Genomic DNA, 20,392 nt, shown 5'->3' with positions numbered 1-20,392 from the left:
GCCCTGCGTTGGAAGATAACGTGGGGCGCTCGCGCCGAGTTCTACGAACGGCGCCAACGCGAGACTGGCCGCGAGCCTCCCGCGGCTTTCCTGAACCAGCCGGAAATCGCTCGCGGGCTGGAACTCTATGCAGACGCGTTCTGGCGGCTCAACAACGATCGCCAAGTCGGGATGGGTCTTGGGCCCATTCCTTTCACGGCGATCGATGCATACGCGCGCCGCTACCGCATCGATGACGTCGACGAGTTCGACCGGTTCATCACGCTCGTGAAAGTGCAGGACAGCGAGTACCTGCGCCTGCGCCAGCGGCAGGACGACGAGAACCTCGTCGACGAGGTCGAGGCCACTGACGTCGAGGGCGTGCGCGCCCTCATGAAACGCCTGGGCAACCGCCACTCCCCCGAGAAGACGGACGACGCGCATGGCATCACCGACTGAAACCGTCAGGCGCCTCCGGGTCGAGGCCATCTCGGAGGGGATGGACCGGCTTGCTGCGCAGCAGGACAAGGTCGCGAAGGCGATGGATGCGGTCGCCCGCTCGGGGCAGACGGCGACCATCCAGACCGACAACCTGTCGCGCAAGCAACTCTCGGTTCTCAAGTCGTTTGAGGCGCAGGAGCGTCGCGCCAACTATCTCGAGGCTGCGCTCGCGCGGCTCACGAAGGAGTATCGGACCACCCAGAACGCGCTCTCGCAGGGACTGATCGATCCGGTCGCCGCCGAGCAGTCGCTGGCCCGCATCCAGCGGCAGATGGCCGAGGTCGGGGGCAAGATGCGCGATGCGCTGCGCCTCGACATGCAGATGGACGATCAGGTCCAGGAACTCGAGCGCGTTGCCGCGGCAGCCAAGCAAGCAGCGCAGGATTTCGAACTCGTCCAGAAGGCCATGGAGGCCACTGAGGCGCGACGGTCCAAGAAGTGGGTCGATGACGAGACCATCCTCGCGCGCAAGGAAGAGCGCGAGCTTGAGGAGGAGTTGCGCGCCGAGGTCGAGCGCACCACGCAGGCCAAGCGCGAGCAGGAGATGGTCGAGCGGCGGCTGCAGCAGACCATGGAGCAGCGCGCCCGCAAGGAGGTCGACGACGAGACGATCCTGTGGCGCAAGGAGTCGCGTGAACTCGAGGAGGAGATCCGGCAGGAGGTCGAGCAGACCACCCAGGCTCTGCGTGAGCAGGAACTCGTCCAGCGGACGATCGAGGCGACCGAGGAGCGCCGCCTCAAGCGCTGGATGGAAGGCGAGACCGTCCTGGCCCGCAAGGAGGATCGTCAACTCGAGGAGGAGATCCGCAAGGAGATCGAGGCCACAACGCAGGCCAGGCGCGAGCAGGAAATGGTCGAGCGTCGTCTGCAAGAGACGACGGCGCGTCGCGCTGCCAAAGAGGTCGAGGATGAGACCATCCTCTGGCGCGCGGACGAACGCGAAATCGAGCGCGAGATCCGTGAGGAGATCGAGGCGACGACCAAAGCGCGGCGCGAACAGGAATTGGTCGAGCGCCGTCTCCAGGAGACGATGGCGCGGCGTGAGCGCAAGGATATCGAGGACGAGACAGTCCTCTGGCAGGCCGACGAGCGCAAGCTTCAGGCGGAGCTGCGCGAGGAGATCGAGCGGACCACCGAAGCCCGCCGTCAGCAGGAGATGGTGGAGCGCCGTCTTCAGGAGACGATCGCGAAGCGTGAGGCCAAGTGGATCGAGGACGAGACCATCCTGGCCCGTCGCGACCAGCGGCTCGCCCAGGAAGCCCAGCGCGAATATGAACTCGTCGAGCGGGCCCGTCAGCAGGCGGAGGCCCGCCGCGAGTCGCGCGAGACCGAGGGCGAGGTCGTCCTGTGGCGCCGGGACGAGCGCGAACTCCAGGATTGGATCAGGGCGGAAGAGGAGGCCGCGAAGAAGCTCCAGCAACTCGAGCGCGAGGCTAACGCGGTCAAGTGGGCGGTCGATTCCGTCAACATGGGCTTCGAGCAACTCGAGACGCAGCAGGCCCGTCTCAAGGAGATGAAGGACGCAGGCTTCCTCAACCCGGAACAGTATAGGCGTGGTCTAGACGAGGCAGATCGCGTCTTTTCGAAGATTAAACGAGACGCAGGCCAGGATGGCGTGGCGGGCGCCCTGAAACTGGCTAGCCATGAATGGACTAATTTCCAGTATCAAATGATAGACGTAGCCCAGGGATTATTAACTGGGCAGAATCCCCTCACTATACTTTATCAGCAAGGAGGTCAGGTCTATCAAATACTTGCGGGTGCTCAGGGCGGCGTCTCCGGAGGCCTCCAGGCCGTCGCGTCACGGCTCATGGCAGCGGTTGGTCCAGCGACCCTGTTCATCGGCACACTCGTCGCGGGCGGCATCGCAGCCGCCTATTCCTGGGACCGCTATCTCAAGAGCATTAAAGCCCTCGAGGGCTCGCTCTACGGCGTCGGGCGCGGCACGAACGCAACCGCCTCCGAACTGAACCGCATGGCGGATGCCGCGGCCGAAGCCGGGAACGTCACGTCAAAGCAGGCGCGCGACATGCTCGCCGCCTTTGCGGGCACAGGACGCATCAGCAAGGACGTCTTCCACGAACTGACTTTGGCCGCGAAGGATTACGCAGCGACCACGAGGCAGGAGATCCCGGAAGCAACCGCGGAACTCGCCGAGGCCTTTGCCGATCCCGAGCGCGGGGTCGAGACTCTCAACAAGAAGCTCGGCACGCTCGACTACACGACGCAGCAATACATCAAGCGCTTGGCGGCGCAGGGCGACGCCCACCGGGCGCAGCGCGTGATGTTCGATAGCTCCCTGGTCGGTCTGCGGAAACACGAGGAGAGCCTCACGAGGTGGGGTCGCTTCTGGGAGGGGTTCAAGGAATCCTTCTCGGAAGGAGCCGATGCGATCGGCCGCACGCTCGAGCCTGACCTCGAGACGCGCGCCGAAACCGCGCGCAAGAATGCCGAGGCCATGGAGGCGCTCCACGAGCGCATGGAGAAGGCCAACCCCGCCGCGAACGTCGATAAACACCGACAGCGGGCCGAGGCGGCGCGGCGCTACGCTACGGAGCTCGAGCGCCAGGTCCGCGAGGAGGCGGAGAAGGCAGAGAGGGACTCCGCCCAGCATCAGGCGAATCAACTCTCGGATCTGGTCGGCAAGGCGACGGCCGGCATGCATCCGCTCAACGACCAGATGAAGCAGCTGCAGGCCAGGATCGGGGTGATCCAGAAGCTGCAGGGCCTGGCGCCTGGTCTGATCAACGCCGAAGCGCTCGCCCAGGCGCAGCGGGATCTCGAGATCCTCCAGGAGCAGGCCCGCCAGACGGCAGAGGCCATGGAAGGCGGCGGCGAGATTGGCTTCGAAGCCGGTAAGGAATCCCGGTTTACGCTGCTGACCGCCGGCCTCAACGATTACGCGCGCGGCCTGATGGAGATCCGGCAGCGCTACGACGATCTCGATCGCCAGGCGCGTCATGCCGGCGAAGGAATGAAAGAGGTCGCGCAGGCGCGCGAGCAGGCGATCCAGGCTTACGACATCAGCTTCGTGGCGCAGACGTTGCGTGATGTCGATCCGCTCGAGCAGGAACTCACGGACGTCGAGCGGAAGATCTCGATCCTCCGCAACCTCATGGCAACGCCGCTGCCCAATGGGGTCATCATCGAGGGCATCGAGAATGCGCAGCGGGCGATCGACGAGGCCAAGGACCGGGCGGAGGAGATCCGCGAGATCCGCGCGGCTGGCGGGCAGCGCCCCTACGAACTGCGGCAGGAGTCGAGCTTCGCCCTCGCGACCGCAGGGATGAGCGAGTACTCGCGGGCCCTCTCCGAGATCACGAAGAAGTACGACGACGAGGTCCGTGCCGCCAAAGGCGTGAAGGAGGCGATCGACGCCATCAACGAGGCGCGTCGCGAAGAAACCCTGGCGATGCAACTCGAGCGCTATGACGATCTCCAGCGCTCGCTCATCCCGGAAGATGCGGAGATCGAGAAGCTCCGCGACCAGGTCACGCTGATCGAAACCCTCAAGCGCGAAGGCCGCCCAGACTTCGACACTGAGGAAGCGCAGCGCCAGATCGATGCGCTGAACAAGAAGATCGAGCAGACCATCGAGGTGAAGGAAGCCGGCGGGCGGGTGCCGTTCGATCTCCTGAAGGAATCGACCTTCAATCTGCAGGTCTCGGGGCTCTCGAGCTACGAGCGTGGGCTGGCGGAGATCAACAAGCGCTACGACGAGCAGATCAAGCTCGTCCAGGGCAACGAGAAGGCGATCGAGAGCCTCAACAAGTCGCGCGAGCAGGAACTCGAGCTCGCGAAGCGCTCTGCCGTCCAGGGCGCCATGGGCCGGTTCATGCCCGAGATCGAGGGGCTCCGGACGCTGCGCGAGAACCGCAAGATCCTCGAGGAAGGGCCCGAGCGGCTGCGCGAGCTGGGCTACAGCGCCGACGAGGCCGAGGAGGCTCTCCGCCGCGCCCGCTTCATGCTCGACAACTGGAAGTCTGCCATCGAGCTCGCGATCGAGGACCACAAGCTCGAGATCGCGGCGCTGAACGCCCGTACGCTCGAGGAGCGGGCCGCGATCGAGTCGGAGAGGGCCCGCACCAAGGTCTTGCGCGAGACCGGCGACGAGCTGCGCGCCGCGGTCGAGGCCGAGATGGCCCGCAACCGGGTGATTGCTGACGCGAACAAGCAGGCGAAGGATTTCGCGCGCGACGCCAGGAAGGAACTCGAGCTTACCGGCCTCAGGGGGCTCCGCCGCGCGCTCAAAGAGAACGAGATGTGGCTGCAGGAGCAGCGCGAGCTACTCGGCGGCACCAGGTCGGTCAGTGGCCCCGGCAACGTCACGGCGCGGGAGATCGGTCCCACAAAGACCGCCTTTGCGACTGGCGACAACTCTAAGGCTGCGGTCGAGGCCTATGTTCGGGCGGCGGCTGTGAAGCGAGGCATGGACCCCGACATCATCGCGCGGGGGCTCAACCAGGAATCCCGGTTCAACATCTTCGCCCATGCCAAGACGCCCAAGGAAGATTCCTGGGGCGTGACGCAGCTCAACATGATGGGCGGGCTTGGGGTCGAAGCCAAGCGGGCCGGGATCGACGTCCGGAATCCGTATGCATGGCGGAGCCAGGTCGATTGGAGCTTGGATTACATGAAGAAGCACGGCCACGGGCAGTGGTACGGCTTCAGGGATTCCGGCATCCGCAACCCGTGGGCGGGCATCAACCGCAACGTCCGCGACGTCGCAACGACGGGCTCGACGACGCCTGGCACCGCGGGTGGCGGCACCACGCCTGGCACCTTGCCGAGGCGCGAGATCGACGTGCCGAAAGTCGAGCTCAACGTCGACACCAACCTCAACCAGGCGTTCTCGGACAAGAACAAGACCGACATCTACGAGTTCGTCCAGCGCCCCCTCGAGGATGCGAACGCCGCGCTGCAGGAGCAGGTCAGGCTCAACCAGGTCTACCGCGAGACGATGTTCATGACGACGGCCCAGATCGAGGCCGCGAACGAAGAGCAGCGGATGCGCAACGAGTTCCTGCGCAACGAGGTACAGATCACGCCGGAACTGGCAGCACGGATCCGTGCCTATGCCCAGGAGTATGGGCGCGTCGCGCAGGAGACCGAGAACCTCAAGAATGCGCAGGCTGCGCTCGAGGAACTCGGCTCGATCGGCAAGGATGCGTTGAAGGGATTCATCTCCGACCTGCGCGCCGGCAAGAGCGGAGCGGAAGCGCTGGAGAACGCCCTCAACCGCGTCGTCGACAAGCTGCTCGATCTCGCCATGGACGACCTCTTCAACAGCTTCACGAAGAAGGGCGGCGGCGGCTTCTTCTCCAGCCTGTTGTCGGGGCTCACTGGTGGCAGCGGGCTCGGCATGACGCCTGGCGCGGGCGGGCTCTACCACGACGGCGGCATGGTCGGGATCCACGGAAAGATGCGCTATGTCCATCCGGCGTATTTCGAGAACGCGCCGCGCCTGCACAGCGGGACGCTCGCGGCCGACGAACGCGCGGCGATTTTGCAGACAGGCGAGGTCGTTCTCTCACGCGACGACGTAGCAGCAGCTCGCGGCCGAGGGGCTCAGTCGCAACAGGCGACCGTGGTGCAACCGATCGTCAACGTCATTGGAGCGCCCTCGCAGCCAGAGGTCCGCACCAATCAGGACGGCAGCGTCGACATCATCTTTGAGCGGATGGAATCCTGGCAAGCCGACCGTGCGGCCCGGGGTCGGGGTGACCTCGTCAAAGCCATGGGCGCACGCCAGTCCGGCCGCGCCCTGATCGGATAGAACGATGGCACTCCCTGCCTGGCCTAGCGGGCTCACCTTCAAGCCCACGATGGACAATTACCGCATCACTGAGATGACGCGTCCTCCGCTGTGGACGGAGTTCGAAGATGGCCCGCCCATGGGCCGGCGCAGCGGGCTCGGGCGCCGCGCGCGGATCGAGTATCGGCTCGTCTTCCAGACACCAGCCGAATTCGAGCGCTTCCGCTCCTTCATCGAGAACGACCTGGTGGACGGAACCTCGCGCTTCACCATGCCGGTCTATCGGCCGGCGACGAACAGTTACGAGGTGAAGACCGTGATGATCGACCAGGCGAAGGTTTCGAGCGACACCTTCGGCATGGGCTTCTCCTCGTCCTTCACACTCCTCGTGTTCGACTGGTAGCGATGTCACTCACCGACGCCATTCAAGAGGCGTATGCCGATCCGGACATCGATGATGTCATCATTGACACCATCGAGTTGGATCACGCGAGCTTCGCGGAGCCCGTCCGCATCGTGTGCAACGTCGAGCAGGACATGGACCTGCCAATCAACGACGGCGGGCTCAAAGCGCGCTTCATCGCCTGCGGCGTGAAGGTGACGCTGCAGGGCTTCGACGACGACGGGCCGACGACCGGACAGTTGGCGGTAGACAATGTGAGCAAGTTGCTCCAGCCGCATTTGAAGGCAGCGGTGAAAGCGGGATTGCCGCTCAACGTCACTTATCGCGGCTACACCGTGAGCGACCTGTCTCGCCCCGGAGAGGTGAGGGGAGGCTTGATGCTGTCCAAGGTTTCGCTCGGGCCGACCTCGGCGACGGGAACGCTTGAGACGACCAGCAAAGCCGACAGACAGGCTTTTCCTCGCCTGACGTACTCGCTCGCCGATTACCCGGCGCTGCATGGACTCTAAGACTCTCGCGTATCTGCAGGGCCTCATCGGCCAGCCCTGGCAGCGGCGCGGACTGCACTGTTGGTCTCTCGTTTGCCAGGTGCAGAGAGACCTGTTCGATCGCACGCTTCCTTTCTCGGAGGAGCGGGCGGTGCCGCCCCGGTCAACGCGACGTGGCCTGCTGTCGACCGGGGCGGATCAATTCGGGTGGTGCGAGATCTCATCGCCGGAGCACGGCGCGGTCGCACGAATGCACCGCATCGGCGGCAATCCCCATGATCTCGAGCACGCAGGCGTCTACGTCGCGCTCGAGCAGGGTAGGGTGCTGCACACCGACCACCCGCACGGCGTCGTGCTCGACACGCTGCGGGAACTCCAGATCCGCGGCTGGGTGCCGCGGTGGTTCGTCCCAAAGAGGAGTGAGTGATGGCAGAGAAGAAAACGCGCGTGGTGTTCATTCAGGCGAACGGCGGACCCGTGAGCCGCATCCGTATCGGTGACGTCGAGATCCCGGTGCATCACGCCGGTCCCACTATCGTGGACGGCACGATCGGTGTCGCGCTGACGATCAAGAACGTCGAGATCGACGCCGAGACCGAGAAGGTCGACGGGAAGGCCTGACGCTCGCGCTATGACGCTTGTCATCCACGCCTCCGACATTGGCGAACCGCTGCGGGAGCCGATTGCGCTCCCGCGTCGGCGCCGCCGGTTGTCGACCATCGCGAAGCAACGCACGCCCGGTCGTCCGTGCATCGTGTCGGTCCATCGGCGCGGCCAGATGCTCCAGCCGAGCGACGAGACGGTGCGGCTCAAGAAGGAGTGGCGGAACACGCTCGTCGGGCCGGATGACGTTGTCGTCATAACGTATCTCCCGCTCGGCGGAGGAGGCGGAGGCGGCGGAGGAGGCGGCGGGGGCGGCAAAGCCATCGGCGCGGCGATTGCCATGATCGTGCTCGCGGTCGCGGCACCATACCTCGTCGCCGGCATCGGCTCGCTGTTCGGAGCGGCCGGAACGGCGGCGATCGGCACCGCGACCTCGCTCACGCTCCTCGGCAAAGTGTTGGCGATCGGCATCGTGGCCGGCGCAGCCTATTTCTTGAGCAAAGCCACCAAGCCGAAAGCCAATAAGGAGGACGACAGACCGGTTTACGGCGTCTCGGGCGGCGGCAATCTCCCGCGCGCGGGAGACAGGATACCGATCAACTACGGGCGCGTGTGGAGCAATCCCGACCTCTCGCAACCCGACTACTTCGCTTACGAGGGCGAGGACCAGATCCTCTACAAGCGGCTCACGCTTGGGCTGGGCCGGTATGTCGTTCATACGATCCGCGTCGGGCAGGCGATCATGTGGACGCGCGATCAGGGCGTGCGCTCGCCTTTCGACGGCAGTCAGATCGAGTTCATCGAGCCGGGGCAGCGTTCCGCGCTCGTGCCGTCGAGCGTCTACTCCTCCGACCAGGTCGCGGGCACCGAGCTGCCGCGCCTCGGCGACGACCCACCCGCAAACCCACCGTGGAGCGGGCCGTTCCCGGTCACGCCGCAAGGGCAGCAGACGAACCGGATCCAACTCGACTACTCGCTGCCGCAGGGCGTGTTCTCCAATCACCCGAAAAAGACGATGAACTTGCCGGGTTACTGGGGCGTCCAGTTTGAATATGCACCGATCGACGACGACGGGAATCCGACCGGTGCGTGGCAGTACCTCCATTACGATGGCGGGTTTCAGGTCTCGACGAGGCCCTTGCGCTTCACCCGCTACATCAACGTCCCGATGGGACGCTACGCCGTGCGTGCCTGGAACACGCAGCCGCCGGTTACGGGGTATCTCGAGCAGCAGGGCGTCAGGCAGGTCAACACGGTGATGTGGGATGGCCTGCGCGCCCATCTCGGCGACGAGCCGCTGCGGCCCGACGTGACCGAGATCGGGATGGTGATCCGCTCGGGCAAGCACACCGGCTCGATCTCCTCGTTCAGCGAGATCTGGGTGGAGTGCGAGTCGATCCTGCCCGTGCGCGAGGGCGGCACTTGGGTGATGCGACCGACGAACAACGCGGTCTGGTGCGCGCTCGACGTGCTCCGCAACCAGCGCTATGGCGGCGCGATTCCCGACCACAAGATCGACTTGCCGACATTCGAGCACTACGCCTACACGCTCGCGCGCAACAACACCTTCGACGGCCAGATCCGCGGCCCCGCGGCGGTCGCGGAGGTGATGGGCACGATCCTCGGCGTCATCCGGGGCGAGCCGCTCGTGCTCGGCGATACCTGGTCGATGACCCGCGACGAGCCGCGCTCACTCCGCAAGCACGTCATCACGCGCAGGCAGATCGTGCGCGACACGAGCGGTGCCGAGTTCGACCTCGACATGAGCGACGGCGCGTCGGACGTGATCGTCGAATACTATGTCAACGGGGATCCGCAGAAGCGCGGCGAGCAGCGCGTGACGGTCGGCGCGCAGACGCTGACGCCGCGCCGGATCAATGCCTTCGGGGTCAGCAATCACGAGCACGCGGTGATGCTCGCTCGGTGGTATGCCGCTTCGGCCTATTACCGGCGGGAGAGCAGAACCTTCACGACCGAGATGGTGGGCCGCATCCTGGGGCGAAACGATGCGGCCTATGTCGACACCTGGTACCTCGATCAGCCGGTGGCGGCGGGCGTCGAGAAGCGCGTCGGCTACACCCTGACCCTCGATGTCGATGTCCCGATCCCGGCGGGCGCGCATGCGGTGTTCCGCACGGACAAGGGCCGGGAATGGGGACCGGTCGCGCTCACGGCTGGGGACAAGCCGCGCGAGATCGTGCTCGACGCCGACGACGTGACGACGATCGCCCAATACACGGGCGAGCCGTTCAACAGCCTGTTCGTCAAGACGCGCCGCAAGCTTCCCGTCACCGTGCTGATCGGGACGCTCGCTGAACTCAGCCAGCCCTACATCATCCGCACCGCGAGGCCCGAGGGCCTCAACCGCGTCGCCGTGACGGCGGTCTACGATGCCCCGGAGGTCTGGTCCGTGCTCGGCGAAGCCGTGCCGCCTGCCCCGCCCATCAAGGAGGTCATTCACAACGAAGGCCATCTGCTGCCGATCCTGCCGTGGGTCAGGGGCATGGTGGTGCAGAAGGCGGTCGCACTTGTCCTCGATTGGGCGGTCGGGCAGGCGCGCGGCGCGGTGCGCTACATCGTCGACATCCAATACGGGCCAGATACCCCGTGGCAGGCCATCCACGCGGGTGAGGCGACCGAGGGTTCGTACGTCGTCGAGTATCGCGAAAACGTCGAGCTCCGGATCCGCGCGCAGGCGATCAACGCGCAAGGTGTCGCGAGCGCATACGTCTACACCACCGCGGCTCTGTTCAAGCCGACGATCGACAGCGACATCGCGAACATGCTCATCGACCTGCAGCACTTGCAGGAGCAGGTCCGCGAGGCCGTCGATGCCGTCGCGCGCATGGGCGAGGAGGCGACCCGCAACGCGCTCAAGCGGCTGGAAGAGCGTATCGAGGTGCTCGGCAACATCACCTCGGAAGAAACGGTCACCTCCTACAACGAGGACGAGGCGACGGCATCCAAGACCCTGATGCTGGGCGCGCAGATTGGCGAGGTGTCGGCCTCCCTCGTCGAGGAGCGTACCGTCCGCGCGACCGAGGACGAGGCTCTCGCACAGAGCATCACCACGCTCGATGCGCGCGTTGGCGAGAACCAGGCGTCGATCCTGGCGGAGCGGACAGCCCGCACGACAGCGGAGGAGGCAGTCGCCTCGCAACTCGAGGTGCTCCGCACGGATGTCCAGGGCAACGTCGCAGCGATCGTTGCAGAGCAGACGGCGCGCAGCTCCGCCGACTCCGCGCAGGCAGAGCAGGTCTCGACGCTACAAACGTCCGTGAACGGGCACACCGCGACGCTGACGCAGTATGGCTCGTCGATCAACGGGATCCAGGCGCAATACGGCGTCACCATGGAGATCGACGGACGGACGGGCGGCTACGTCCTGACCGGGGCCAGGAAGATGGACGGCTCCGTGCAGTTCTCGATGGGCGTGCGCGGCGACCTGATTGTGGACGGTACGATCTGGGGCACGAAGCTCGCTGCTTCGAACATCATCACCTCGTCCGCGCAGATCAACGACGCGGTGATCACGACCGCGAAGATCGGCGTCGCGGAGATCGACACGCTGCGGCTCGCAAACGGTGCGGTCACCAACATGGCGACCGCCACCGCCGTTGCGGACGTGTCATGCGGGATCTATGCCCGCTACGGCGCACGGCTGGTCTGCCTCGTGACGATCCACGGTGCTGGCGAGGTGCAGGGCTCCGGCGGCTACGGCTATGCCGAGGGCACCATCTACTACAACGGCCAGGCGTGGCAGACCGGCATCGCCTCACCGGGCGCCGTCTCGAATGTTCTGACGTCCACGACCGGCGGCGAGATCACCGCCGTCATTACTTACCACGCGCTCCCGACGGTCACGACGCAGCTCATGGTGGTGGCAGGCTGGGAGGGCGTGCATACCTTTCGGTGTGTCTGCCAAGGCCGCCGCGTGACGATGACGGTTCTGGAGACTGCACGATGAGAAGGCCTGCCGACTACGAGGCGGAGGGCCTCGATCCGTTCGAACCGATCGAATTCACGCACTATGATCCGGGGACCGGCGTGATCCTCGCGCACGGTCAAACGCAGCGCATTGTGCTCGACGAGATGGAGGATCAGGGCCTCGCGCTGATCCGCGGCGTCCGCGTCGAGCCGGAAACGCACCGTATCGACATCGAGCGCAGGGTGCCGATCGAGAAGACACCGGAAGAACTGGTGGATATCGACCGACAGATCATGGCGGCGCCGCAAGACCTCACGGGCGGGCCGACGCTCGCGGACATCTTCAGCACGCGCCCCTAGCCGCTCCGCACAATCCGATCTCAACGAACCTTTCTCAGGCCGAGCGAGGACAACACAACCATGCCGATTGAAAACTCGGTCTCGGTGACAGCCGGGAGCCGCACGGTCACGGGTTTCCACACGCAGTTCGTTGCATTGGAGGGAGATACCTTCAATCTTAACGGCGTCAGCGTCCCGATCGACAAGGTCGTCTCCAGCGCGGAGCTGATGCTGGCCTATGGCTGGCCTGCGGAGACGGCGACGGATCAGACCGCGTTCGTGCTCATGAAGACCAGCCCCTACTGGTCGAGCAATGTCACGACCAATGCGCTCGTGCAGGAACTCATCAAGCGCATTCGAGAAGGCCTGCCGTTCAAGCCGGATGCGTTCGGCTCCTTGGCTGACCGCGCAGCCTTCGACAACCAGAAGCGCGGTTTCACCTTCCTGCAGATCGACACGAATCCCTTCCTGATCTCTGCGAAGCTCTCCGATGCAACCGGTCACTGGTCGGCAGGGCAGAGCCTGAAAGGCGAGAGCGCAGCGCCGGTCGAGTTTCGGGTCGACCCCGAGACCTACTCGATCCAATACAGGGAGGTCGGCGAGACGATCTGGACCGCAGTGGTCGAGGGCGACCTCGACAACATCCTGGGGCCGTATCGCAGCGACGCGTTAGCCTCGGCGCTGGCAGCGGCTGCGTCCGAAGCAGCCGCAAGGACGAGCGAGACGAACAGCGCCACTTCCGCAGGCGCGAGCGCGAACAGCGCTGCTGCCTCTCTGGCGAGCCAGAACGCGGCGAAAGCCTCGGAGACGGCGAGCCAGACCTCGGAAACCAACAGCGCCACGAGCGCATCGCAGAGCGCGTCATCAGCCGAGGCCAGTGCGAACAGCGCTGCGGCGAGTCTGGCATCGGAACAGGCTGCGGCAACGAGCGAGTCGAATGCGGCGGCGAGCGCTGCGACCAGCACCGCGCAGGCCGGGATCTCAACCACGCGGGCTGGAGAAGCTGCAGCCTCGGCCGGCGCGGCTGAGTTCGCACGCACGGGGGCGGAGACCGCGAGGTCTGGCGCAGAGGCTGCACAGGCGGCGTCGGAGGCCGCACGCGACACCGGCATCGAGGCGCGCGATGTCACGACCGCAGCGCGCGATGTGACGCTCGAGGCGCGCGATGCCACGTTCGCGGCGCGTGACGAGGCGGAGGCTGATCGGGCCGAGGTCGCAACGGCGGCGGCAGCGGTCGAGGCGAACCGGGCGACGGTCGCGGCGGATCTTGCGACCGTGCAGGAACTCCGCGACGCTACGGGCACAGACCGCGCCGCAGTCGGGGCCGATCTGGTCACCGTCACGACTCTGCGTGGTGAGGTCGAAGCCGATCGGCTCGCAGTTGCCGATGATCGCGCCGCCGTCGAGGCCGCTCTTACAGGCACCGAGGCTGCACGAGATGTCACCACGGCAGCGCGGGACGAAACGGTTGCGGCCCGTGACGCCACGTTCCTTGCACGCGACGAAGCGGAGGCCTACCGGCTCACGGTCAATACGACGGCTGCCGGGGTCGAGGCCGATCGCGCGGAGGTGGCGACGAACCTCGCTACGGTTCAGGGCCTGCGCGATGAGACGGCGACCGATCGTGCTGCGGTCGCCACGGATCTCGCGACGGTTACGGGACTGCGTGACGAGGTCGAGGCTGACCGGGTCGCGGTTGCCGCAGACCGCACGGCGTCGGAAACGGCCCGCACGGGCGCCGAGACGGCCCGTAGCGGGGCTGAAGCCGCTCGCGAAGCAGCCGAGACGGCGGAGGCGAATGCGGAGGCCGCGCAGGCCGCGTCCGAAACGGCGCGCAACCTGGCGCAGGATTGGGCCAATGCGCCCGAGGATGTCGCGGTTGCGCCCAACGGGTATTCGGCTCGGCACTGGGCCGAGAAGGCGAGGGATTTCTCGACCGGCGACGCCACCAACATCGTGGTCACGCCGACCGGCAACCTGCAGTCGGTGAACGTCCAAGCGGCGCTCGAGGAACTCGATGCGGAGGTGGCCACCAAGGCGAATGTCACCGATGTTGAGGCCGCGATCGGCGCGATCTCGACCGCGTGGCCGGATATCGCCGAGAAGCCCGAAACCTTTCCGCCTGCCCCGCACCGCCACCCGGCGAGCGAGATCGACGGCCTTGAGGACGCGATCACCACCAAGGTCGACAAGGCCGGCGACACGATGGAGGGCAAGCTCACCACGGTCGCCCCGACCGCCGAGGGTGCAGGGTTCAATCTCCCGAGCGGCACAGCGCCGACGTCTCCGGTCAGCGGCGACTTTTGGTTTGCATCCAACGCACTCTTTTTTCGGATGGGCTCGACCACGCGCCAGGTTGCGACTGTTGAGCGGGCGCAAACATGGACGGCGAGGCAAACCTTCGCGACGCCGTCGACCTCAACCGCCTCGATCAACTTGCCGCACGGCACGGCTCCGACGTCGCCTGCGAACGGCGATGTCTGGACGACGACCGGCGGAATCTTCGCGCGCGTCAACGGCACGACCTACCAACTCGCGAGCCTGTCGGGCAGCAACACGTTCACGAGCGAGGTGATCGCGCCTGCGATTTCGTCTTACCGGACGGACGGTTGGGGCGTCGTCGCAGTCGGCACCAACTGGGACAACTGTTGGTATATCCAGCGCCATCCCGACACCAAGAGCCTCACCTTCAACAACCGCGAGGCCGGTGTCTACAAGACCACGGTCAAGATCGACCCCGATGGCACCTTCACCGCGCGGGATCTGATCGCCAGCCGCGGCAATGGCACGGGTGCGATCTTCTTCGGTGCCGCCAGCGATGCCCGCTGGATCCACTACGACGGCACGGTTTACGGGTTCAACGTCGCCCCAGTGCGCGTTCCGATGCTGGAGGTCCGCGGCGAGGATCCAACCATCAAGCTCCGCGACATCACGGGCGGCCAGTGGTCTTCGTTCATCCACAACAACTCCAACTACTTCTACGTCCTGCGTGGCGGCACCGACGCGAACACATGGGACAGCGGGCCGAATGGCCGCCACCCGATGCAGCTCTCGCTGACTGACGGCACCGTGACCTTCTCGGGCAACGTCGGGGCCTATTCCGACCTCCGCATGAAAAAGAATGTGCGGCCGATCACCGACGCCCTCGCCAAGGTGCTCGCCATGCAGGGCGTGTGGTTCGACCGCATCGAGAGCGGCGAGACCAGCGCGGGCGTGATCGCGCAGCAGTTGCGGCCGATCGCGCCGGAACTCGTGCGGGAGGACAGGGACGGGATGCTGTCGGTCGATTACGGGAACCTGGCCGGCTACTTCATCGAGGCCATCAAGGAGCTCGCCGCGAAACTGGAGGCGCGCTGATGCCGATTAAAGGCTGGGGTTCGACACTCTGGATCACAGAGATCCGAGACGAGTTCCGTCCCGGTCAGGCCGTCTACGATCTCTACAGCTACTACAAGGGCCACGGGATCATCGGCAACAACCCCGAGAACAACAACATCCAGATCGATCCAAACCACGGGCCGATCTGGATGAGCGGGTTCTATGGGGCCTACCGTTCCTATGGCGGCGCATGGGATCACGGCGGACCCGGCTATTATGAAATCTGGGTGCCGAGCCACGCATGGTTGAGATTGCGCGTCTGGGGCGGGGGCGGCGGCGGCGGTTGGGGTGGCTTTGGCGGCGGTGATGGCGGCGGGTCCGTCATTCATGGCTATGTCGGAGCAACCGGCGGCGTTGGCGGCGCGGGGGTCAATGGTGGTCATGGCGGCTACGGCTATTCCGGCAACACCGAAAATCTCAGTGGCGGCTACGGCGGCAACTGGAATGGTCAGGCATACGGCGGCGGCGGCTCCCCTTATGGCGGCGGCGGCGGTGTCGGACAGGGGCATGGGGGTGGCTGGCCGGGTGGCGGCGGCGCGGGCATGGGCTCTGGAAATGGCGGCGGCGGCGGCGGTTTCGGGCACTCCTATTTCGGGCCGGGATACGGCCGCACAATTGGCATCACCATCGGGGGCGGCGGCGCGGGCGCTTACTACAACGGCTCCGCAGGGGGCAACGGCGCGAATGGGCGCGTCCTGATCGAGTGGGGAGTCTGAGCATGGCCTACAAGATTACGTCTTTTCATCCCGACACGGGCCGCATCGAGGTCGACTACGACGACGGGCGCTGGAATGCATTCTTCGTCCCGGTCGATCTGGAGACCGGCGAATACTACACGGGCGAGCGGCTCGACGCCTTCGTCGAGCATATGAAACCGCCGCGCCCGATCACGGGCAGCAATCCCGAAGCCATCGCCGCGCTCGTCGAGCCGCGCGAGCTATCGCTGGACGAGCGCATCACCCAAGCCCCGCCCGATCTGGTTGGCGGGCCAACTCTCGGAGAGGTCTACTATGGCAACCCGTGACATCATCGCAGCGGCATCTCAGCCGACGTTCTATACGCGCGTGAGCTTCCTCGCGCTCAAGACGGCGCAGAACGTGGCATCGGAGGATCCCTCAACGCCCAACCACGCAAACAGGCTCGCCTACGCAAACCGCGTGCTGCGCGGTGAGGACAAAGCCCTGTTGCTGGCCCTGCACATCGCGGCGGCGAACAACGTGATCGCAGGCGGGCTCGAGGAGGTCGGCGAGAGCGCGATCCCCGACGCCGATATCGAGTTCGTGTTGAGCACGATCTGGGACGCGCGGGCGAACGCATTCGCAGCAGGCGTTGCAGCCTGACCGGCTCTGACGCGCGAGCATGGCCTTCGATCCGCGGTGGCAAGAGGATCTGAAGTCCGCTCTCGACTATACCATCGCATCCGGTTTCAGGACGGTCGTTCTCGACGAGGGCGAGCGCCCCTACCGGATGCACGGCACCTTCAAGATGCCGAGCGGCTTCACCATCCGCGCCGGGAACGGTCGCCCGCGCATCCTGATGGACTGCCTCACGACAGGCACCGCGTTCGATTTCGACGGGTGCGAGGACGCGCATATCGTCGGCCTCGCGATCGAGGGCGACATCGGGCTCTCGCCGAGCGAGAGCATCATCACGCTCCGCAATGGCGCGCGGCGCTGCTCGATCAGGCAGAGCCGATTCCTCGGCTGCCCCGGAGCCCCAGCGGGCTCGATCCTGCTGACCGGCGCCGAGACGCGCTTCAACCAGGTCGACGCCAACGAGATGCTCGACGGCGAGTCGACGGCGATCGGGATCTCCGGAGCAGCGAACAACGAGATCACCCGCAATCTGATCATGCGCTACTCCGGGTTCGGCGTGCGGCTGGGGGAGGGCGCTAACCGCAACCTCGTCGAGGCCAACACCACGCTCGCCAACGCTATCGAGTTGGTGGGCGTCACGCACGACGCTTACCTCAACCGCATCCTCGGCAACCACGCGGAGAACACGGGCGACAACGGGATCTCGGTCACGGGCTACCGCAACACGGTCGGAGACAATGTCTGCTACCGGAACATGCGCGCGGGGCTCTGGCTCTGGGGATCCCACAACGTCGCCGCGGGCAACGCCTGCATCGGCAATGGCCGGGAGGGCGGCAAATGGGCCGGGATCGGGATCTCGGCCAACTTCGGCGGGACGGGACAGCACAACACCGTCACCGGCAATGTCCTCGACGACGATCAGGAGATCGCGACACAGTTCAACGCGATCCGCACGGCCGGCGTCGCCTACCTGCCGTGGACACCGGGCGAGTGGATTGCATCGAACGGCATCTACCGGCTCGCAGGCCTGCACATCTACGTCTCGACCCGGGCTGGTGTGACGGGCTTCGCGCCACCGACGCACATGGTCGCGAGCGCCTCGGATGGCGGGGTGATGTGGCGCTATGTGCGGTCGTTCGTCGGCTCCCCGGCTCGGAGCTGCGCTGCGATCGGAATCAATACGATCGGCAGGTCCGCGTCGGGTCCGATCTACCTGCACGAGAGCTACGCCGACGATCTCGAGGCAGCGAGCGGCGGAGTTCCGCTCGGCGGGCTCTACAGGTCAGGGGGCGCATACCGGATGAGAGTAGGGTAGGGGCTCATGAATCAGGTCGATTACGACGTGGCGATGGAACTCGCCTCGCACGAAGCTCTGTGTCGCCAAGCCTACAAGAATCCCGGCGATGTCTGGACCTGGTCAATCGGGATCACCTCTGCGAGCGGTCACCGCGTCGAGCGATACATCAACAGCCCACAGCCGCTCGACCATTGCCTGCGGATCTACGTCTGGGCGCTGGAGCGTTACGCAGAGGACGTGCGACAGGCATTCGAGGGGCACACCCTCACCCAAGCCCAGTTCGCTGCGGCGGTTTCATTTCACTTCAACACGGGCGGGATCAAAAGGGCGACGTGGGTCAAGCAAGTGAGGGCCGGCGACCATGAGGCTGCGCGCAAATCCTTCCTGACATGGAACAAGCCTGCGTCCATCGTCGAGCGCCGCGAGAAGGAATGCCGCCTGTTCTTCGACGGCCTGTGGAGCCACGACGGCACTATCCTCGAATACACGAAGGTCAAGTCGACCGGCGCCATCGATTGGGGAAGCGCGAAGCGGCTCGACATCGGGAGCGACCTACGCGCCTGCCTCGGCCTGCCCGTACCCGCGCCCGTGGTCGAGTCCGACACCACGATCACTGCGCTCGCGACCGACGCCGTCTCGTCAGTCGTCGCCCTCGCCCTCGCCCTCGGTGCCAAGCCCGAGGATCTCCGCGCGCTCATCCCCGGCGGATCCACCCCCTCCTCCTGACCGCATGAAAGGCCACGACATGCTCCAAGGTCTCACGCACGGCGCGGCGATCCTGCTGGCGCCGACTGCCGCTTTCGCTCAGGACACCACAGTCGACGTCGGAAGTATCTTCGGTGCACTGCAGCCGCTCCTCACCGAGATGATCACAGTCCTCATCGCGATTGCTCTCACCTGGTTGTGGAATCTCCTCCGTTGCAAATTCGGCCTGGAGATCGAAGCCAAGCACCGAGAGGCGCTGCAGACCTCGCTGACGAATGCCGCCGGCCTGATCGTGGCACGGGCCGGAACAGCCGCGACGGGCCTGCGCCTCGATGTGCGCTCGGTGCTCCTGGCGGAAGCCGTCGAGTATGTGCTCAAAGCCGCGCCCGATGCGCTCAAGCATTTCGATCTCACGCCGGAATCGATCCGCGAGAAGCTCGAGGCGAAGATCGGCGTGCTCGCCGCTACCAACGCGCCTCCGCCATCGGCTGCTGCGGAGCCCGTGCGGTCATGAAAACCCATGCCCTCGAGATGATGCTCGCGACGCTCATGGTGACGTGCGGCATCACCCTGATGTGGCCCGGGGACACGTTTCTCCTGCCGCACTACGCAGTCATGAAGCGCTGGATCAACGAGCCGTGGGGCGGGTTCGCGCTTCTCATCATCGGCCTGGTGCGCTGGTGGGCGATCCTTCGGAGTGAACAGAACCGCAACGCGCCGATCTGGCGTCTCGTGGGATGCTGCATCGGCAGCGGCTACTGGCTGTCGCTCGTCTTCGCGATCGTGATCGAAGTGCTCATCGAGCGCACACATCCGGATGGTCTCGGCCCGCCGCTGCTGCTCGCGGTCGCTGCGACCGCTTTCGTGTTCGAAATCTTCGCCGGTTTGAGGGGAGGGACCGACTTGTTCGCCCAAGACTCTTTCCGCTGGCGTGAGAAGGCTTGGTTGAGAGCGCGCGAATGATCCTGCAGATCCTCAAAGACATCGCGCCGCTTCTGGGCGTCTTGTTGCCCGCCATCGCAGCGTTCTTCATGTATAGGAGGGCCGAGATGGATCGCGCGAAGCAGATGGCCGAGGCCGCGAGGGCAGGGCAGTTGCAGGGCGTCGCCGGAGCGATTGCGACCAAGACATCGGTCGACATGTATGTCACGGAGGTGCAGCGCCTGACCGCATCGGTCGACCGTCTGGCGGAGGCGCATTTCGACGGAGCGCGCGTTCAGGCCGCGAGTCTGGAGAAATGGAATATCGCCTGCGAGGAACTCACGCGCATGCGGCGCAGCATCGACGAGATCGCTGCCATTGTCGGGCGCGGTAGATCAGGCTGGTCGCAGGACAGGAACCGTACTATGTAGCTCGCGAGGTGAGCAAACCAGCCGCTGCTTGCCTCATCCTTCCTTCTCTGAGCCCGAGGTCGTGTCGGAGGCCTCGGGCTCCTTTTGTGTCAGGTTCCGCTCCGTCGCGCGCTCTCCAGGCGGTCCATGCGCGCTTCAAGGTTCGCGAGCCGCCGGTTGTGGTCGGTCAGCGTCTCTGCGGTCTGAGTCAGCAGCGAATGGATGTCGCGCACGAGTCCGGTCAGCGTCTCCATCTGCGCAGCCTGCCGGCGGTCCATGCTGTGGACACCATCACGGATCTCGGTGAGCAAATCCCGGTTGTCGCTCATGGTAAACACCTCCAGCGCGGATTCGCAGAACAAACATTATG

General features: G+C 65.5%; 18 protein-coding genes. 17 read left to right on the top strand and 1 reads right to left on the bottom strand.

Annotated features, from left to right (window positions below; all coding sequences use genetic code 11):
• Positions 1 to 3: 3 nt before the first annotated feature.
• From BN1233_RS51505 to BN1233_RS40500, 17 genes are all read left to right on the top strand, one after another.
• On the top strand, positions 4 to 438 hold the full coding sequence (locus tag BN1233_RS51505; RefSeq protein ID WP_425311791.1) for a phage tail assembly chaperone: 435 nt from the start codon (positions 4 to 6) through the stop codon (positions 436 to 438).
• On the top strand, positions 422 to 6,256 hold the full coding sequence (locus BN1233_RS40580; RefSeq protein ID WP_046869356.1) for a phage tail length tape measure family protein: 5,835 nt from the start codon (positions 422 to 424) through the stop codon (positions 6,254 to 6,256). Before BN1233_RS51505 ends, BN1233_RS40580 begins: the two co-directional genes overlap by 17 nt.
• Before the next feature lie 4 nt (positions 6,257 to 6,260).
• Positions 6,261 to 6,638: a hypothetical protein gene (locus BN1233_RS40575; protein WP_046869355.1), complete on the top strand. Its 378-nt coding sequence runs from the start codon at positions 6,261 to 6,263 to the stop codon at positions 6,636 to 6,638.
• A 2-nt stretch (positions 6,639 to 6,640) separates the two neighbouring features.
• On the top strand, positions 6,641 to 7,147 hold the full coding sequence (locus tag BN1233_RS40570) for a DUF1833 family protein (RefSeq protein WP_046869354.1): 507 nt from the start codon (positions 6,641 to 6,643) through the stop codon (positions 7,145 to 7,147).
• 130 nt (positions 7,148 to 7,277) lie between these two features.
• Positions 7,278 to 7,553 carry a hypothetical protein gene (locus BN1233_RS48010; RefSeq protein WP_147707827.1) on the top strand — a complete coding sequence of 92 codons (276 nt, stop codon included), beginning with the start codon at positions 7,278 to 7,280 and terminating at the stop codon, positions 7,551 to 7,553.
• Positions 7,553 to 7,747 carry a hypothetical protein gene (locus BN1233_RS48005; protein WP_046869352.1) on the top strand — a complete coding sequence of 65 codons (195 nt, stop codon included), beginning with the start codon at positions 7,553 to 7,555 and terminating at the stop codon, positions 7,745 to 7,747. Before BN1233_RS48010 ends, BN1233_RS48005 begins: the two co-directional genes overlap by 1 nt.
• A gap of 10 nt (positions 7,748 to 7,757) precedes the next feature.
• Positions 7,758 to 11,696, top strand: coding sequence for a host specificity factor TipJ family phage tail protein (locus tag BN1233_RS40555; protein WP_046869351.1), 3,939 nt, complete (start codon positions 7,758 to 7,760; stop codon positions 11,694 to 11,696).
• Complete coding sequence (locus BN1233_RS40550) at positions 11,693 to 12,016, top strand: hypothetical protein (RefSeq protein ID WP_046869350.1); 324 nt, start codon at positions 11,693 to 11,695, stop codon at positions 12,014 to 12,016. Before BN1233_RS40555 ends, BN1233_RS40550 begins: the two co-directional genes overlap by 4 nt.
• 60 nt (positions 12,017 to 12,076) lie before the next feature.
• A complete protein-coding gene (locus tag BN1233_RS43990; RefSeq protein ID WP_048710785.1) occupies positions 12,077 to 15,352 on the top strand; it encodes a tail fiber domain-containing protein in 3,276 nt (1,091 codons plus the stop codon).
• Positions 15,352 to 16,089, top strand: a complete 738-nt coding sequence (locus BN1233_RS48000; RefSeq protein WP_052764134.1) for a hypothetical protein — start codon at positions 15,352 to 15,354, stop codon at positions 16,087 to 16,089. The genes BN1233_RS43990 and BN1233_RS48000 overlap by 1 nt, the downstream gene beginning before the upstream one ends.
• 2 nt (positions 16,090 to 16,091) lie before the next feature.
• Complete coding sequence (locus tag BN1233_RS40530; RefSeq protein WP_046869349.1) at positions 16,092 to 16,397, top strand: hypothetical protein; 306 nt, start codon at positions 16,092 to 16,094, stop codon at positions 16,395 to 16,397.
• Entirely contained in the window at positions 16,384 to 16,713 is a 330-nt protein-coding gene (locus BN1233_RS40525) for a hypothetical protein (protein WP_046869348.1), read from the top strand. The genes BN1233_RS40530 and BN1233_RS40525 overlap by 14 nt, the downstream gene beginning before the upstream one ends.
• A gap of 19 nt (positions 16,714 to 16,732) precedes the next feature.
• On the top strand, positions 16,733 to 18,004 hold the full coding sequence (locus tag BN1233_RS40520; protein ID WP_046869347.1) for a right-handed parallel beta-helix repeat-containing protein: 1,272 nt from the start codon (positions 16,733 to 16,735) through the stop codon (positions 18,002 to 18,004).
• A 6-nt stretch (positions 18,005 to 18,010) separates the two neighbouring features.
• Entirely contained in the window at positions 18,011 to 18,712 is a 702-nt protein-coding gene (locus BN1233_RS43980) for a lysozyme (RefSeq protein WP_048710783.1), read from the top strand.
• A gap of 19 nt (positions 18,713 to 18,731) precedes the next feature.
• Positions 18,732 to 19,205 carry a hypothetical protein gene (locus tag BN1233_RS40510; protein ID WP_046869346.1) on the top strand — a complete coding sequence of 158 codons (474 nt, stop codon included), beginning with the start codon at positions 18,732 to 18,734 and terminating at the stop codon, positions 19,203 to 19,205.
• Positions 19,202 to 19,654 (top strand): hypothetical protein, encoded by a 453-nt coding sequence (locus BN1233_RS40505; RefSeq protein WP_046869345.1) that lies wholly within the window; start codon positions 19,202 to 19,204, stop codon positions 19,652 to 19,654. Before BN1233_RS40510 ends, BN1233_RS40505 begins: the two co-directional genes overlap by 4 nt.
• Positions 19,651 to 20,043: a hypothetical protein gene (locus tag BN1233_RS40500; protein ID WP_046869344.1), complete on the top strand. Its 393-nt coding sequence runs from the start codon at positions 19,651 to 19,653 to the stop codon at positions 20,041 to 20,043. Before BN1233_RS40505 ends, BN1233_RS40500 begins: the two co-directional genes overlap by 4 nt.
• An 89-nt stretch (positions 20,044 to 20,132) precedes the next feature.
• On the opposite strand, the gene BN1233_RS40495 is transcribed toward BN1233_RS40500, so the two are convergent.
• Entirely contained in the window at positions 20,133 to 20,351 is a 219-nt protein-coding gene (locus BN1233_RS40495) for a hypothetical protein (protein ID WP_046869343.1), read from the bottom strand.
• Positions 20,352 to 20,392: the final 41 nt, after the last annotated feature.

The sequence above is a fragment of the Microvirga massiliensis genome (assembly GCF_001006805.1).
Classification (GTDB): Bacteria; Pseudomonadota; Alphaproteobacteria; order Rhizobiales; family Beijerinckiaceae; genus Microvirga; species Microvirga massiliensis.
The sequence above is the reverse complement of the archived record's forward strand: the minus strand, read 5'-3'. Positions and strand labels throughout refer to the sequence as shown.